The 15,972-nt window shown below is 56.4% G+C and carries 14 protein-coding genes; 4 read left to right on the plus strand and 10 right to left on the minus strand.

Features of this window, described 5'->3' with window-relative positions:
- Positions 1 to 50: 50 nt before the first annotated feature.
- The 3 genes from ihfB to cmk all read right to left on the minus strand — a co-directional run bounded on the left by ihfB (position 51) and on the right by cmk (position 2,885).
- Positions 51 to 335: an integration host factor subunit beta gene (gene ihfB / locus G5171_RS07645; protein WP_005299934.1), complete on the minus strand. Its 285-nt coding sequence runs from the start codon at positions 333 to 335 to the stop codon at positions 51 to 53.
- Between the two features lie 92 nt (positions 336 to 427).
- Complete coding sequence (rpsA, locus tag G5171_RS07650) at positions 428 to 2,098, minus strand: 30S ribosomal protein S1 (RefSeq protein ID WP_005346482.1); 1,671 nt, start codon at positions 2,096 to 2,098, stop codon at positions 428 to 430.
- A gap of 94 nt (positions 2,099 to 2,192) precedes the next feature.
- Positions 2,193 to 2,885 carry a (d)CMP kinase gene (gene cmk, locus G5171_RS07655; protein WP_005351160.1) on the minus strand — a complete coding sequence of 231 codons (693 nt, stop codon included), beginning with the start codon at positions 2,883 to 2,885 and terminating at the stop codon, positions 2,193 to 2,195.
- Positions 2,886 to 3,133: 248 nt separating this feature from the next.
- On the opposite strand from cmk, the gene ribA reads away from it, so the two are divergent.
- Positions 3,134 to 3,727 carry a GTP cyclohydrolase II gene (gene ribA, locus G5171_RS07660; protein ID WP_005337152.1) on the plus strand — a complete coding sequence of 198 codons (594 nt, stop codon included), beginning with the start codon at positions 3,134 to 3,136 and terminating at the stop codon, positions 3,725 to 3,727.
- Positions 3,728 to 3,808: 81 nt separating this feature from the next.
- Here ribA and G5171_RS07665 read toward each other — a convergent pair whose 3' ends face one another.
- A complete protein-coding gene (locus G5171_RS07665) occupies positions 3,809 to 4,765 on the minus strand; it encodes a LysR substrate-binding domain-containing protein (RefSeq protein WP_421251427.1) in 957 nt (318 codons plus the stop codon).
- A gap of 63 nt (positions 4,766 to 4,828) precedes the next feature.
- Entirely contained in the window at positions 4,829 to 5,704 is an 876-nt protein-coding gene (locus G5171_RS07670; protein WP_421260020.1) for a LysR family transcriptional regulator, read from the minus strand.
- Positions 5,705 to 5,799: 95 nt separating this feature from the next.
- Between G5171_RS07670 and G5171_RS07675 the strand changes: the two genes are divergently transcribed.
- Positions 5,800 to 7,023 carry an MFS transporter gene (locus tag G5171_RS07675; protein WP_421260021.1) on the plus strand — a complete coding sequence of 408 codons (1,224 nt, stop codon included), beginning with the start codon at positions 5,800 to 5,802 and terminating at the stop codon, positions 7,021 to 7,023.
- A 106-nt stretch (positions 7,024 to 7,129) separates the two neighbouring features.
- Here G5171_RS07675 and G5171_RS07680 read toward each other — a convergent pair whose 3' ends face one another.
- From G5171_RS07680 to G5171_RS07700, 5 genes are all read right to left on the minus strand, one after another.
- Positions 7,130 to 7,723 (minus strand): VOC family protein, encoded by a 594-nt coding sequence (locus tag G5171_RS07680; protein WP_421251429.1) that lies wholly within the window; start codon positions 7,721 to 7,723, stop codon positions 7,130 to 7,132.
- Positions 7,717 to 8,481 (minus strand): hypothetical protein, encoded by a 765-nt coding sequence (locus G5171_RS07685; RefSeq protein WP_005346503.1) that lies wholly within the window; start codon positions 8,479 to 8,481, stop codon positions 7,717 to 7,719. Before G5171_RS07685 ends, G5171_RS07680 begins: the two co-directional genes overlap by 7 nt.
- Positions 8,482 to 8,672: 191 nt before the next feature.
- Positions 8,673 to 9,398, minus strand: coding sequence for an oxygen-insensitive NADPH nitroreductase (gene nfsA / locus G5171_RS07690; RefSeq protein ID WP_421244262.1), 726 nt, complete (start codon positions 9,396 to 9,398; stop codon positions 8,673 to 8,675).
- 71 nt (positions 9,399 to 9,469) lie between these two features.
- Positions 9,470 to 11,035, minus strand: coding sequence for an AbgT family transporter (locus G5171_RS07695; protein ID WP_337072944.1), 1,566 nt, complete (start codon positions 11,033 to 11,035; stop codon positions 9,470 to 9,472).
- Between the two features lie 143 nt (positions 11,036 to 11,178).
- Positions 11,179 to 13,131: a putative bifunctional diguanylate cyclase/phosphodiesterase gene (locus G5171_RS07700; protein WP_337072963.1), complete on the minus strand. Its 1,953-nt coding sequence runs from the start codon at positions 13,129 to 13,131 to the stop codon at positions 11,179 to 11,181.
- Between the two features lie 825 nt (positions 13,132 to 13,956).
- Here G5171_RS07700 and G5171_RS07705 point away from each other — a divergent pair.
- Positions 13,957 to 14,895, plus strand: coding sequence for a LysR family transcriptional regulator (locus G5171_RS07705; protein ID WP_337072945.1), 939 nt, complete (start codon positions 13,957 to 13,959; stop codon positions 14,893 to 14,895).
- A 54-nt stretch (positions 14,896 to 14,949) separates the two neighbouring features.
- Entirely contained in the window at positions 14,950 to 15,972 is a 1,023-nt protein-coding gene (locus G5171_RS07710) for a response regulator (protein ID WP_216978987.1), read from the plus strand.

Below are 15,972 nucleotides of genomic sequence, written 5' to 3' on the forward strand. Positions count from 1 at the left end.
ATCGGCGCCAAAAACAAAAAAGGCATACCCGAAGTATGCCCATTTCTGCATTATTCAATAATGTTGACGCGCTCGCGCAACTCTTTACCTGGTTTGAAGTGCGGGACATATTTCCCGGTCAGTTCAACCTTGTCCCCAGTTTTGGGGTTGCGACCCACGCGGGGCGCACGATAGTGCAGTGAAAAACTGCCAAATCCACGGATTTCAATCCGGTCGCCGTTTTGCAAGGTCGACGCCATCTGTTCAAGGATCTCCTTGATGGCAGCTTCGACATCCTTGGCCGGCATATGCATGCGGCTGGCTGCCAGTTGTTCGATGAGATCTGATTTGGTCATAACGTTAAATCTCCTTCCCCGATCACATGCAATATTCATTTTGCCAGGATAAAAAAGGGCGGCGCAATGCCGCCCTTTTCATGCATCAAGGATTACTCACCCTTGGCGGCTTTGAACGCTTCAGCCATAGCATTGCTGAACACAACTTCTTCTTGCTGGTTCAGGCTATCGATAGCAACACGCTCGTCAGCTTCGTCCTTAGCACGGACAGACAGGCTTACGGTGCGGTTCTTACGATCAACGCCCATGAATTTAGCTTCAACTTCGTCACCAACAGACAGCACCAGAGTGGCGTCTTCTACGCGGTCACGAGCAGCATCGGAGGCACGCAGGTAGCCTTCTACGCCGTCAGCCAGTTCGATAACGGCACCTTTGGCATCAACCTCGGTAACCTTACCCTTCACAATAGCACCTTTCTTGTTGTCAGCCAGGTACTTGTTGAACGGGTCTTCTTCGATCTGCTTGACCCCCAGGGAGATACGCTCACGCTCCGGATCCACTTGCAGAACAACGGCTTCGATCTCGTCGCCTTTCTTGAATTCACGCACGGCTTCTTCGCCCTGGTTGTTCCAGGAGATGTCAGACAGGTGAACCAGGCCGTCGATGCCGCCATCCAGACCGATGAAGATACCGAAGTCAGTGATGGACTTGATCTTGCCGGAAACACGGTCGCCTTTGGCGTGAGTTTCGGCAAACAGCTGCCACGGGTTGGATTTGCACTGCTTCAGACCCAGAGAGATACGACGACGCTCTTCGTCGATGTCCAGAACCATCACGTCAACCACGTCGCCAACGTTAACAACTTTGGACGGGTGGATGTTCTTGTTGGTCCAATCCATCTCGGATACGTGTACCAGGCCTTCAACGCCTTCTTCGATTTCAACGAAGCAGCCGTAGTCGGTCAGGTTGGTCACGCGGCCAGACAGACGGGTGGTCTCCGGGTAACGCTTGGCGATAGCAACCCAGGGATCTTCGCCCAGCTGCTTCAGACCCAGGGATACACGGGTACGCTCGCGGTCGAACTTCAGAACCTTGACAGCGATCTCGTCGCCAACGTTGACGATTTCGGAAGGATGCTTAACGCGCTTCCACGCCATGTCGGTGATGTGCAGCAGGCCGTCAACACCGCCCAGATCTACGAATGCACCGTAGTCGGTCAGGTTCTTGACGATACCCTTAACTTCTTGACCTTCTTGCAGGTTAGCCAGCAGGCTTTCACGCTCGGAGGTGTTCTCGGTCTCGATCACGGCACGACGGGAAACAACAACGTTGTTGCGCTTCTGGTCCAGCTTGATGACTTTGAACTCGAGTTCTTTGTTTTCCAGGTGAGCGGTGTCACGGATCGGACGCACGTCAACCAGAGAACCCGGCAGGAAGGCACGGATGCCGTTCAGTTCAACGGTGAAACCACCCTTGACCTTGCCGTTGATGATACCGATAACGGTAGCTTGCTCTTCGTAAGCCTTCTCAAGCTGCAGCCAGGCTTCGTGGCGCTTGGCTTTTTCGCGGGACAGCTTGGTTTCGCCGAAACCATCTTCGATAGAGTCCAGAGCCACATCAACGGTGTCGCCGACATTGATTTCCAGCTCGCCCATGGCGTTCTTGAATTCTTCAGCCGGGATAGCAGACTCGGATTTCAGACCGGCATCAACCAGTACGAAACCGTTCTCGATAGCAACGACAGTACCCTTGACGATGGAACCTTGACGGGTTTCAACGGCGTTCAGGGACTCTTCAAAGAGTTGAGCAAAAGATTCGATCATTGTTTATGTCACAAATGAAACATCCACTTGCAATCCGGCACAAGCGGGGCTGTTTTAAATAATCTGCGCCATCCTTGGTGCAGACGACCGGATGTCAGCTTGCACTGGCATCACCAAGTTGTTGCTCTGCATAGGCGAGCACTGTTGCCAGCACTTCATCTATGGTCATGGCGGTAGAGTCTACCACCAGAGCATCTTCTGCCGGTTTCAGGGGTGCAGTAGCGCGATTTCTGTCGCGATCATCACGTTCCCGAATCTCGGTTAAAAGACGCTCAAAGTTAACATCAAAGCCCTTATCTTGCAACTGCTTATAGCGACGCTGGGCCCGTTCTTCGGCACTGGCGTCGAGGAAAATCTTCACCTCGGCCTCGGGGAAAACAACTGTACCCATGTCACGACCATCGGCAATCAGACCCGGAGCCTGACGAAATGCCCGCTGACGGCGCAGCAAGGCTTCGCGCACCCGGGGGAAGGCGGCGATTTTACTGGCAGCATTACCCACTTCTTCGGTGCGGATGGTGCGTGAGACATCTTCCCCTTCCAGGATCACCCTGACCAGATCGCCTTCTACCTGAAATTGCACATCCAGATTGGCAGCCAGAGGCACCAGTGAGGCTTCACTGTCCAGCTCTACATCGTGATGCAGGGCGGCCAAGGACAACACCCGATAGATGGCGCCCGAGTCCAGCAAGTGCCAACCCAGCTTCTCAGCAAGCAGCTGACACAAGGTGCCTTTACCTGCACCACTGGGGCCATCAATTGTCATTACGGGGGCCATCTGAGGCATAACTTCTCTCCTGCACTGTGTTGCTCCCATCCCGAAGGGGTGGGTTAATGGGCGCCGATTATACCCGAATGTGGTGAGCCTGGCAGTCATCAATCCGCACAAAGGGCCAAAACCCCGACGGACAGCTGTGCTTGTATCTCATTTGGACATTTCATTAAGCAATGCAGGGACTTGTTCTTATGGTCGTTCCTGACAAGGCGCGCTAAACTGGCCCCCTTTTTTGAGCCGTTAGTAGTAAGGAGCAACCTATGAGCAGCGTTACCCTCGTGGCCAAATCCAAATTGCCAACCCCTTGGGGCACCTTCACGCTGGTAGGTTTTCAGGAAACCGGCACAGGCAAAGATCACGCCGCACTGGTGATGGGCGACATTACCGGTGAAGAGCCCGTGCTGGGCCGGATCCACTCAGAGTGCCTGACCGGCGACGCCCTGTTCAGCCTGCGTTGTGACTGCGGTTTCCAGTTGCAGGCGGCCATGGAGAATATCGCCAAAGCCGGTCGTGGCGTGTTGCTGTATGTGCGTCAAGAGGGCCGAGGCATCGGCTTGCTCAACAAAATCCGCGCCTATCACCTGCAGGATCAGGGAGCCGATACCGTGGAAGCCAACGTGGCCCTTGGTTTCGCCGCCGATATGCGCGACTACACCATCTGCGCCGATATGCTCAAGCAGCTTGAGGTCAAGTCTCTCAAACTGATGACCAACAACCCGCGCAAGATGAAAGCGATGGAATCCTTCGGTATTCCGGTGGCCGAACGGGTACCGTTGCAGGAAGGGCGCAATCCCCACAACGAGTTCTATCTGTCGACCAAGGCCAACAAGCTGGATCATATGCTGAAGAAGTGAGCCTGAATTGACCAATGTCAGATTGTCAAACGCCTCCCATTGGGAGGCGTTTTTCTTGGGATGACCACACATCAACCCAAGCTATCTAAGTGGCACGGTCAAATTGGCCAGCATAGCTTCAAGCTCTTCGCCAGTGCGGGCAGCACAGTATTGTTCAACCCGCTCCCGGGTCAATTGCGGCGCGAGACGTCCAATCAGGTCATACAGATAGCCGCACAAAAACGCCCCTCTGCGCAACCCGATAGCGGCAACGCCACTAGGTAGCCAAGGCACCTGTTTGAGCAGCAGATCACCATCGCGCTGGGGCTCCCAGGCAAAAGTTGCCATCACTCCGATGCCCATTCCTTGTCTGACATAGGTCTTGAGCACATCGCTGTCGCTCGCACAGCAGGCGATCCGGCTCTCGGCATGAGCGCAATCAGTGCCATGTGCAGCAGAGAGCGCCCTTCCATCGGTCACCAATGCAAACTCCACCAGCTCGGCCGGGGTCAGCGATGTTGCTTTGGCCAACGGATGATCCTTGGGCAGCACCAAGCCCCGTTGCCACTGAAAAGAGGGGAGCATGAGCAGATCGCTCCCCTCCTCCGGTTCATCCGCCAGCAGCAGATCAGCAGCGCCATCATGCACGGCTGCGCGGCACTGCGCCGCACTCCCTTGCATCACAGTTACTGCAACTTTGGGGAAGCGGGCCATGAATCCCTTGAGGATGGCGGGCAGAATATAACGGGCTTGTAGATGAGTAGCGGCAATAGTGAGGGTTCCCTGCTCCGGATGCACATGCTGCCTGGCCATCACCTTGATGGTGGCCACCTTGTCCAGCACCTCGGCGGCCACTTTGATCACATCCCGACCTATGGGGGTGATCTGGGTCAGGTGTTTACCGCTGCGCTCGAAGATCTGGATCCCCAGCTCATCCTCCAGCATCCGCACCTGTTTGCTGATCCCGGGCTGGGAGGTAAAGAGGCTCTCGGCGGTGGCCGACAGATTCAGCCTGTGGTTGGCCACCTCGACGATATAGCGCAATTGCTGCAGTTTCATGGTGTAGCCCTCAAGCGAACCCACTGTTAATAGTAACAAACTTTCAGCAATGACCCGCCGCCATCAGGCTGGGCGATCATTGAGTAGGAAATCGCGCAAGGCACGGTTGGCCATAGAGAGCGGATCACCACGCCGCCACGCCACACAGAGGTCTAGGTAGATGGGCGGGTCGAAGGGTACGCCACTCAGATCCGGCTCCTCTTCCAGCACCATCCGCAAGAAGGTGGTCACCGCAAAGCCTTGCCGCACCACCGCCTTGAGCAGAGGGATAAGATTGCTCTCGAAGGCGATATCGGGTTCAACGCACAGGCTCTGGGCCAGCGCCTCCATATGCTCCCGGTGGTAGAAACCACGGCGAAACAAAGCCAACTCCTGAGCGAAAAACTGCGAGAGGGTGACGGCCGGTTCGCCGCGCAAGGGGTGATCGTCCCCCACCACCATCAACATCTCTTCGCTCAGCAGATGTGCCCCCTCAATGGCGGGGGGGAGATCACTGGTGATGAGAATGGCCAGATCGAGGGAGCCATCCACCATCCGGCTGAGCAGCTCACGGGTGCCGGCCTCTTCGACCCGGATCTTGAGGCCGGGATAGCGATGCTTGAAGGCCATCAGACGAGGGGGGAAATAGTAGGAGCCCATCATGTAGGGGATCCCGATCCGCACTTCCCCCCGCTCCAGCCCCTTGAGCTCGGCCATCTCGGCCTCGGCCTGATGCATCTGCAACAACAAGCGCTCGGCATGGCGACAGAGCACCTCTCCCTCCGGGGTGAGCCGTACCGCCCGATCCTGTCGATCAAACAGGCGCAATTCGAGCTGCTGCTCCAGCTTGGCGATGGCCATGCTGATGGCCGGTTGTGCCACATGCAGACTGTTGGCTGCCTTGGTAAATGAGCCGGCATCCCTGACCGCCAGCAGATAGGTGAGCTGTTTCAGATCCATGTATCAATTCATCTTATGAGATAGATAACTTAAATATATTATATTTATAACCGCAAGGACTCTACCCTGACCAAAAGTAGTCAGGACAATACGCAATGATTGAAGTTGGAAGTCGCGAGTGGATACGTGCAACCCTGGCCCTCAGCCTGGGCTCTTTTCTGGTGTTTCTGAACCTCTACCAGACCCATCCCCTGTTACCCCTGATTGCCGAAGTCTTCTCGGTCAACTCCCTCTCGGCCAGCTGGACCCTGGCAGGATGCACTGCAGGCCTCGCCGCCTCCCTGCTGATCTGCGCCAGACTGGCGGATCGCCATGGCCGTCGGCAAGTCATGCTGGGGACACTCACCCTGGCGATCCTGCTCTCACTGTTAATCCCGCTGGTTGAGCAGTTTGGTTCCCTGCTGTTGCTGCGCATCCTGCAGGGCGCGCTGCTGGCAGGGCTGCCCGCGACCGCGATTGCCTATATGGGGGAAGAGTTCAGCAAACGGGCGCTGCTCTCGGCGGTGGGGGTCTATATTGCCGCCAACTCCCTCGGTGGCATTGCCGGTCGGGTGGTAGGCGGCCTATTGGCAGGCTGGTTTGGCGACTGGCAGCATACCTTTCTGGGGATTGGAGTGATCAGCCTGTCACTGCTGCCGCTGGTCTTCTGGCTGCTGCCCCATCAGACCCGCTTTGTGGCGAGCGCCCCCGTTCGCGGCCAATTTGCTCGCGCCTTGCAACAACACCTGACCAATCCCTTGCTGGTAGGGGCCTATCTGATTGGCGGCCTCAACTTTATGGTGTTTCTGAACCAGTTCAGCTACCTCACCTTCCTGCTGGCCAAGCCCCCCTTCTCCCTGCCCACCCAATGGCTCGGCATGCTGTTTCTCACCTATCTCTCGGGGACTGTAGCCTCCTCCTTGAGCGGCCGCTTTGCCAACCGCTGGGGGGCACAACGGATGCTGCTAGTGGGGATCGCGCTGATGGCTATCGGCAGTCTGTGGCTGCTGCAGGGCAGTCTGCTCGGGATCCTGAGCGGCTTGCTGGTCTCCAGCTTCGGTTTTTTCCTGGCTCACGCCTGTGCCAGTGCCTGGGTGGGTCATCATGTCGAACACAACCGGGCCCTCGCCTCCTCCCTCTATCTGGTGGCCTACTATCTGGGGGCGAGTCTGGGGGGACTTTACCTGCACCCCTTCTGGGAGCAAGGCGAGCTGGGCGGTCTGGTCATGGGAATTGAACTGGTCCTCATCCTGACGGCAGGCTTGAGCCTCTGGCTCGGCCGTCTCAAGCAGCGAAGCCAATCGCCACAGCCCGCCCAGCCCCCCCACCGACACGGGTAACAGGCTCAGCGCAAACAGGGTCACCCACGAGCAGATGGCGATCTCGCAACCCAGCACCGCCAGATAACAAAAGGGGTCACACCGGTGACCCCTTTTGCTGCGTTATTCAAGAGCCTGTCAGGCTCGCACCGCATTTAGAGCAGGAGCACTCCTGATCGAAATAATCCGCAGGCACCGCGACCACAGCACCGGTCGCCACCTCTTCGGCGATCACCTCAGCCAGCGGGCGCAGATGAAACTTGATCTGGCCGGAAGGCAACATCAGGCCAATATCGGGGTTGCGGGTATCCTGCATGTTGCCGGTTTTGAATGGCAGCTCGGGATAGCGCGCTACCAGATCTTGCAGTGAAGTAACCACCAGCTCGATATGTTCCAGCCCCGCCTGATGGACGCGACCCGGTTTCGGTGCAGCCAGCTCGATACAGGGTACCTGTACCTCACCAGCCAACAGCAGCTGATGCAACTGATAAGTGGCGATGGGACGTCCGCCAATCATACCCTCCACCAGCAAGGTGCCCGCCTCAGCCAACACAGCACATAGCGCGCGGTACTCCTGCAGGGTTGCCGCCCGATAACAGAGGTGATCGACCGTTGGCTGTGAAATTGTGACGCCAGTGGCGGCCAGTTCGGCCAACAGCTGAGAAACAAATGGGGCCATTGGCCCCAGTGTGGAATCGAGTGGGTGGGACATGCTTACCATTTCTTCTTGGGTTGAAACAGGACATCGAGCTCGTCGGCTTCCTTGTCCTTGATGTTTTGCAGATCCTGCGCGCTGTTTTGCTGCTGCAGCTCTTCAAGCTCCTTGAGCCCCTGACGCATATCCTCTTCACGAGCCAGCAGATAGGGATCCTTGTCGCCCACGCTCGCCATGGCCGACAGACCCTTGGTATAGAGCTGGCGGCAAGTACCATATTGGCCCTGAATGCGGGCATCCATCGCCCGCTTGACCAGATTGGAGATGTTGATCTTGAGCTGCATCAGCTCGAGGCGACGCTCTTCCTGGGCGAACCCCTGAGGGTCAATCTTGCCCTTGTTGTGCTCGACACGCAGCACGGCCCGCATCTTCTTGACTAGTTGCAGCATCTGGATCGCCTGACGATCGGACTCCGGGGTCTTGAACTGCCCCTCATCCTGAACGCTATAGTTCTCCTGCACATTCTTGATCTGGGTCTGCACATCGGCGATACGCTGCTTGATCTGGTTGTTGGGCATCACCTGGGCGATGGCGCGATAAGCATCGAGGATCCGGTGCTGCAACAGCAACACCATATTCTTGGAGAAAGGCACCAGATTGACGTTCAGCAGCACCTCTTCGGTCTCATCGGCCACAGTCTTGTGTCTGGCAACGGCGTGACGCTTGTCCGCCTCCGCCTTCTGCTTATATTGCTGCACCACGTTATAGGCGATAACCAAAAACAGGAGTGCGCCGATAGACAGCAATACCAAAGTTAAAATCATAGGATGTCCAAACCCCTGTTCCTATTCAATTGCGTGATCCTACAACAGCTTACCCACTTAAGGTAGCCTGCAGATCCCCCCCTTGCCCACGTTTGTCACCAAGCTGTGCCCCCGGTCTCAGGGAGAGATTGCAGACTCAGGGGATGATGACCATGTTGATTATCTCTCCATAGTATCGCCTATTAGCGCCATTACTTGAGGTTAAAGCCCCGTGATTGCAGGAAGCCCAGCATGAAAGGACGGGACTCTTTGCCCAGAATGGCGCGGATCTGGCCACTCCAGGTCTGCTGTTTGTTGTTGCTGCTGCGGGCCTGATAGTAGTCCGCGATCTGCTGATCGTACCGGGCCAGCAGGTCGCGATCCAGCTCGTGCTGGTAGCGCTCCTGATGCACCACCAATCCCCTGGGCAGACGGGGTTTCTGCTCCGGCTGCTGGGCAGGATGACCAAGGCAGAGACCAAACAGCGGGATCACCTGATGGGGCAAGCCCAGCAGCTCGCTCACCTCGGCCGGATGGTTGCGAATGCCGCCAATATAGACCCCGCCCAGCCCCAGCGACTGAGCTGCCAGCAGGGCATTTTGCGCCATCAGGGCGCCGTCGATGGCCCCGATCAGCAACTGCTCCGCATAACCGGTCTGGGCCTCGGGCACGATCTGGCTGTGACGATGGTAATCGGCGCAGAAGACCAGAAACTCGGCCGCCTGCACCACATACGGCTGATTGCCCGCCAGCATGGCCAGCTGCTCACGCGCCTCGGGTTCGCTGACTCGCACAATACTGGTCACCTGCAAAAAGCTAGAGGTCGAGGCGGACTGGGCGGCGGCGAGAATGGCATCCAGCTGCTGCGGGGCGATCGGCTCGGCAGTGAACTGACGAATGGAGCGATGGGAAAGGATAAGATCGATGGTCTGATTCATGGCACCTCCAAAATGAGGTAACACCATAGCGAAAAAAACGAGGGAGCCCAAGGCTCCCTCGCACACCCGGCTTAAGGGGCCGGATAGACGTAAGGGGCTTGCAACCCGAGCGGGAAGCCGAGCGCCCAGTAGAGCAGCAGAAAGATGGTCCAGCTCACCAGAAAGGCCAGTGAGTAGGGCAGCATCATGGAGACCAGTGTGCCAATCCCGGTGCTCTTCACATACTGCTGGCAATAGACCACCACCAGCGGGAAGAAGACCATCAACGGAGTGATGATATTGGAAGCAGAATCACCGACCCGATAGGCCGCCTGGGTCAGCTCGGGAGAGATCCCCACCGCCATCAGCATGGGCACCAGGATCGGGCTGATCAGCGCCCACTTGGCCGAGGCCGACCCCACCACCAGATTGACGGTGGCGGTGAGCAGGATCATCCCGACGATGGTCACCTCACCGGGCAGCGCCAGCGCATGGAGCACTTCTGCGCCGGAGAGGGCCAGCAGGGTGCCCAGATTGGAGTCACCGAACGCCTTGATAAAGAGCGCGCAGAAGAATGCCATCACCATGTAGGAGCCCATCTTGTTCATGGTGGCCGACATGGCGTCGATCACATCCTTGCCACTCTTGAAGCTGCCTGCGACAAAGCCGTAGACAATCCCGGGCAGGATAAAGAGCAGGAAGATGAGCGGCACAATGGATTTCATCACGGGAGCGGCGAAGGTGGTCAGGGAACCATCGGCAGCACGCAGCGGTGAATCGCTCGGTGACAGGGCCAACGCCAGCAGTACGATGGCCGCCAGCATGGCAAACCCGGCCCAGTTGAAGGCCCGGCTCTCTTGCGCGCTGTAGCGCCCCATCTCATCGGCACTTTCCAGATCCTCGTTGAGTGCTACGCGCTTGAGGCGCGGTTCAACCACCTTTTCGGTGATGAACCAGCCGACACAGATGATCAACAGCGAAGAGGCGCCGGTAAAGATGATGTTGCACAGGGTGTTGACCATGTAGTCAGGATCGAGCAACTGAGCGGCGGACTGGGTAAAGCCCTGCAGCAAGGCATCCCCGCCGGATGGCAGGAAGTTGGCGGCAAAACCGCCGGAGACACCGGCAAATGCAGCGGCGATCCCCGCCAGCGGATGGCGTCCGGCAGCGTGGAAGATGATGCCACCGATGGGGATCACCAGCACATAACCCGCATCTGCAGCGGTATGGCTGACGATCGCTACCAGGATCAGCATGGGGGTGAGAAAACGGGCAGGCGTCACTTTCAGCAACTTTTTCAGACCGGTATTGATAAAACCGGACTGCTCGGCCACCCCGACCCCGAGCATGGCCACCAGTACGATCCCCAGCGGGGCAAAACCGGTGAAGGTGGTCACCATGGTGGAGAGAAACTCGGCCAGACCGGCACCGGTCAGCAGGTTGTTGACCACTACCGCCTCCCCGGTACGGGGGTTGACCAGATCAAACTGGAATTGTGACAACACCCAGGAGCCGACCCAGACGATCAGCAAGGCATAAAGGAACAGCATGGCGGGGTCGGGTAATTTGTTCCCGGCTTTCTCGACGCCATTGAGGAAACGGTTCAGCCACCCCTTGGGAGGGCTGGCCGGACGGTCATTGACAGCAGCATGACTCATTATTGCGATACTCCTTTCCCTAGAAACGAGGTCGCATGCTAGCAATTTCTGCCAATCCGTCTCATGACCGATCGCAAAAGAGTGATTAATTTTGATTAAATATTGCGGGATAAAATCCCAAGTTGTGGCCTAACGCACACTTGTTACTCTGCCATTACAGCATTGAGCAGTGGATAACGCCCAACCTGACACTCCACCACGAAACCACTCGCCTCGACTTGCACCACCGTCAGCGGCTTGCTGAACAGATACCCCTGGAACACATGGCACCCCTGGGTCTGCAGTGCAGCCAGCTCGTGAGGCTCCTCTACTCCTTCTGCCATGATCCCCAACCCCAGATTGGTAGCCATGGCGGCGGTCGCCCGGATCACCGGCAGGTTGAGGCCTGTGACGAAAGAACGATCCAGCTTGATTGTATCGATGGGCAGACGATTGAGATAGGCAAGGGATGAGTAGCCGGTACCAAAATCGTCGATGGCAATCTTGATCCCCAGTTCACTCAAGTCATCGAGAATATCGAGGCACCCCTTCATATCGAGCATCAGCACGGTTTCGGTCAGCTCCAGCGTCAACAGGGAGGCATCCACTCCGTGCAGCTCCAGCTGCTCGCGCACTTGCCCGGGCAGCGCTGACGAGAGCTGGAAACCGGAGAGGTTGACGGAGACTGGCACCCGCTGATGGAAGCGCTTCTTCCAACTGGCCATCTGTGCCAGCGCGGTAGAGAGCACCCAACTGCCGATCTCGCGGATCAGCCCCATCTCTTCGGCCAATGGGATAAATTCCACTGGCGAGACATGGCCGAGCACCGGGTTGTACCAGCGCAGCAACGCTTCGTAGCCGATCAGGCGCTGTTTGGCGGCATCAACCTGTGGCTGATAACAGAGGCTCAGCTCCTGACGGCCGATGGCCTTGGCCAGAAATTGCTTGAGATTGAGCTTGCGCTGCAGAGTCTGCTGCATGCTGGGGGTGAAACGCTGCCAGCGCAGCCGCCCCATCTGCTTGGCCTGATACATGGCCATGTCGGCACGGGTGATGAGGTTGTCACCATCGTCCGCATCATCGGGATAGATGGCGATGCCGATACTGCCGCCGATGGTCACCTCAGGCAGCCCGCTCAGTTGCAGTGGCTTGGTCATCTGGGAGAGCATCTGATCGGCCACATCCTGGGCGCGTTCACTCTGGTTTCCCAAGGGAACCAACGCGGTAAACTCGTCCCCACCAAGACGTGCCAGCTCAACATCCCGCGGGCATATCTGTTTGAGGCGGCCGGCGACCCGCTCCAGCAGTCGATCTCCTGCCTTGTGGCCGTAGTTGTCGTTGACCAGCTTGAAGTTGTCGAGATCCATGAACACCAGCGCGAAACGCTCCCCCAGCCCGCAATAGGCCTCAAGGGATTTCATCAAACCATAACGATTGAGCAGGCCGGTCAGAGAGTCGTGCCAAGCGAGGTGGCGATGCTCCAGCTCCTCGAGTTTGCGATCGGTAATGTCCCGCATGGTAAGCAGAATGCGGGCACCCTGCTGGATATAGCGGAACTGATACTGGAACCAGCGCATCCCCTTGAGGGTACGGCACTCACCCTCGGTGACCACCTCATCGAGACGGGAGAGCTTCTGGTAGAAGCTGTCGTCATTGCCGGAAAATACCTGGGAGAGCTTGGCGATCTGGTGGCCGAAACACATTTCGAAGTGGTAGTTGCCGCTCTCAAATACACCGTGGCTATCGAACAGGCAGGCAAGAGTATCACCGGTCGCCAAAGAGGACTCCTGATAGAGGGTATCTGAGTCGACAACAGCTTCGGTCATCATCATCAAACGGCCTGCCAGCTGAATGCCGGAGAGACGTAGATAGATCTGCTTTTTGACCCCCTTTGGGGAGATAGTCCACCATTCGTTATAGCTACGCCCCTGCTGAAAATCACCGAGGTAGCGTTGCAACAACAGCGCTATCGCTGTCGCCATATCAGCCGAAAAGTCCCTGGAACAGAGCTCTTCAAGGGAGGTGGCCTCCCAGAGGGGGAGTGCTGCGCGGTTTGCCCAGAAAATATGGTGATGTTCGATGTCATAGACCCAGATAGGGGTATGCAGAACATCCATTGTCTTCAGTAACCCTTCGTCAAGCGTATTCATCTGGTCAAAGTCGTTCATGCTGGATGGTCACTGGTGAACCGGAAACAAACGGGCAAACCGCCGTATGCAGAATGCAAGGTGAAAACACCTCTCGGCCACTATTTCTCGCGATGGCCAAAAGCAGAAAACTGATTTCAGAAATCAATAGCAGGAGAGCCAATACAACCACAGAAAAAAGGACTCAGCCAATACTCTTGCCAATCAAAACAAATCACCTGCTCGTTTTTAACTTTTTTTCCCAGCAAAAACAAGCACTAAGAATTGCACTCTGGATACTTCAAAAACATTTTTACGATTTATAACAAACACCTGCCTACTGACAAGAAAGTCAACTGAGGGGCGTAGCGGCATTTCCCTCTTAAAAATTTCATTTATTAACCAGAGCGTTGAATAAACAAACAAAAAATCGCTACGCAGCTTAAAATAGCGACTTAACAAAGAACTTAAATACCTCAAAAACATTATCTATTCGCACGAGACCGACATGATGCATGCGCGACTCTCATCACATTCACATCGCAGAGAAAAAATTCGTCCTGACCAGCGTACTCGTCATTTTCCAACAAGATGATCCACGCCAGGTCGCCTCTCTCACTTGAGCGATCCGATAGTCCTCGTCGCAGTGAGAGTGACAACGAAAGTGCAGCAGAAAGCGTTCTCGTTCGAAGACAAAAAAGAGGTGGACTGGTATCAATAGAAATCGAATCCAGATCAATTAAACGCTGAATTACGCTTGCCAACCCGGGATGCTCTTTTTATGGTTGCCCCCTTGTTACACCCAGAACAGCGTTTATGAAGCACATCGAAGAGTTCTACCTGTTCGTCAAGGTGGTGCAAGAGGGAGGATTCTCCCACGCTGCTGCCGCACTGGGCATGCCAACAGGCACCATCAGTCGACGCATTTCACAGCTGGAAGAGCAACTGGGTTGTTCCCTGTTACATCGCTCTACCCGCAAACTCCGTCTTACCGATGAGGGGCTCAGATACTATGAGCGTCTCTGTACACCGCTTGCACAAATTGAACAAGCCACCAGCGAAATCCGGGGTAAAGAAGCTGATATCACCGGGCTTATCCGGATAGCCGCACCGATCGCGCTCTCCAACACAATCCTCATCGATATGCTGGCAGAATTCGGACTGCACTATCCCGAGGTACAGTTCGATATCACCCAAACCAATGATCATCAACACCTGTTCGACAATGATCGGGATCTGGTGTTCTTCAACGGTGAGCTGCCCCAGTCACTGCCCAATGCTATCTGTCTCGGTCATATCGAATACGGCCTGTTTGCCTCACCGCTCTATCTGACCAAAAAGGGCACGCCTTCCCACCCCAACCAGCTGGAAGAGCACGATCTCATCTACTGCTGGCCACACCAGCACTGGCAGCTGACAGACAAAGATGGCCAGAGCGTCTGCATCAAACGCAGCGCCAAACTGATCGTCAACCAGACCCAGGCCGCCGTGCGCGCAGCTCGACGTCATCTGGGGATCGTTAACGCCCCGCTGCACTACCTGAGCAGCTTCCTCCATGACGAGCAGCTGGTGCCGGTACTGACCGACTGGCAAACCGGTAATCGTCCCTTCTACATGTTGTGTTGCCAACACCAGTTCGCCCCGTTGCGTGTTAAGATGTTCGCTGAATTTGTTGAGAAATACTCCGCACGCTATCGTAACCGGCAATGGGATAACCAATTTTCACAGGGTGATAACCTCCCACATTGCATCTGACTGTTAGCGGGCCACACTTATAGCAATCCTTGCCAACAGAGCCTGCCTAACACCATGAATGTATTGATATGTGATGACTCCGGGTTCGCCCGCAAACAGCTGGCACGAGCGCTCCCGGCTGACTGGAAAGTCGATTTGCACTATGCGGCCAATGGCCTTGAAGGGATCGAACAGGTGCTGATGGGCCATGGCGATCTCATCTTTCTCGATCTCACCATGCCGGAGATGGACGGTTACGGTGTGCTGGAGACCCTGAAACGGGAAGGGCTGCGCAGCAAGGTGATCGTGGTCTCCGGGGATATCCAGCCAGAGGCCTATCAGCGGGTCATGGGGCTGGGGGCGCTCGATTTCATTAAGAAACCCGCCGCCCCCGATACCCTGCTTGCCCTGCTTAAACAACATGGTTTCTGGAGTGCTGTTCCAAGCGGTCAGCCAAGTGCCGCCGAGGCGCTGCCAAGCGGCGTGGTCGCTGATGCGGGCGTCAAAATTACCCCCGAAATTCGCGATGTCTATCAGGAGCTGGCCAACGTCTCCATGGGTCAGGCGGCCGACTTGCTGGCCCGTCTGCTCAACGCCTTCGTGGTGCTACCCATCCCCAACGTCAACGTGCTGGAGGTTTCCGAGCTGCACATGGCCCTCTCGGCAGCCGCCGATTCGGATACCCTATCTGCCGTTTGTCAGGGCTTTATCGGGGCGGGGATCGCTGGTGAAGCGTTGATCCTGTTCCATGACTCCAGCTTCAAAGATTTGGCCAAGCTGATGAACCATCAGGGAACGCTGGATCGCACCGCCGAACTGGAGCTGCTGATGGATACCGCCAACGTGCTGATCGGCGCCTTCCTGCGTGGCTACGCCAACCAGCTCGATACCCCCTTCAGTCAGGGTCATCCAGTGGTACTCGGTCAGCACAGACCCATCAACGAGCTGATCAACACCAACAAGAGTCGCTGGCGCCGCACCCTCGCTATCGAGATCAACTACCGGATCCAGGATTACGCGGTACAGTGTGATCTGCTGCTGCTGTTTACCGAAGATTCCATCGCTACCATGAACAATAAAATCATGCACATGCTCTAG

Origin of the sequence: Aeromonas sp. 600774 (assembly GCF_049175075.1) — a bacterium.
In the GTDB taxonomy this organism is placed as follows: domain Bacteria; phylum Pseudomonadota; class Gammaproteobacteria; order Enterobacterales; family Aeromonadaceae; genus Aeromonas; species Aeromonas veronii_A.

Bases quoted from the DNA above. Each gene is read 5' to 3' on its own strand.
- ihfB (WP_005299934.1), bottom strand. From the start codon at position 335: ATGACCAAATCAGATCTCATCGAACAACTGGCAGCCAGCCGCATGCAT.
- rpsA (WP_005346482.1), bottom strand. From the start codon at position 2,098: ATGATCGAATCTTTTGCTCAACTCTTTGAAGAGTCCCTGAACGCCGTT.
- cmk (WP_005351160.1), bottom strand. From the start codon at position 2,885: ATGCCTCAGATGGCCCCCGTAATGACAATTGATGGCCCCAGTGGTGCA.
- ribA (WP_005337152.1), top strand. From the start codon at position 3,134: ATGAGCAGCGTTACCCTCGTGGCCAAATCCAAATTGCCAACCCCTTGG.
- G5171_RS07665 (WP_421251427.1), bottom strand. From the start codon at position 4,765: ATGAAACTGCAGCAATTGCGCTATATCGTCGAGGTGGCCAACCACAGG.
- G5171_RS07670 (WP_421260020.1), bottom strand. From the start codon at position 5,704: ATGGATCTGAAACAGCTCACCTATCTGCTGGCGGTCAGGGATGCCGGC.
- G5171_RS07675 (WP_421260021.1), top strand. From the start codon at position 5,800: ATGATTGAAGTTGGAAGTCGCGAGTGGATACGTGCAACCCTGGCCCTC.
- G5171_RS07680 (WP_421251429.1), bottom strand. From the start codon at position 7,723: ATGGTAAGCATGTCCCACCCACTCGATTCCACACTGGGGCCAATGGCC.
- G5171_RS07685 (WP_005346503.1), bottom strand. From the start codon at position 8,481: ATGATTTTAACTTTGGTATTGCTGTCTATCGGCGCACTCCTGTTTTTG.
- nfsA (WP_421244262.1), bottom strand. From the start codon at position 9,398: ATGAATCAGACCATCGATCTTATCCTTTCCCATCGCTCCATTCGTCAG.
- G5171_RS07695 (WP_337072944.1), bottom strand. From the start codon at position 11,035: ATGAGTCATGCTGCTGTCAATGACCGTCCGGCCAGCCCTCCCAAGGGG.
- G5171_RS07700 (WP_337072963.1), bottom strand. From the start codon at position 13,131: ATGGATGTTCTGCATACCCCTATCTGGGTCTATGACATCGAACATCAC.
- G5171_RS07705 (WP_337072945.1), top strand. From the start codon at position 13,957: ATGAAGCACATCGAAGAGTTCTACCTGTTCGTCAAGGTGGTGCAAGAG.
- G5171_RS07710 (WP_216978987.1), top strand. From the start codon at position 14,950: ATGAATGTATTGATATGTGATGACTCCGGGTTCGCCCGCAAACAGCTG.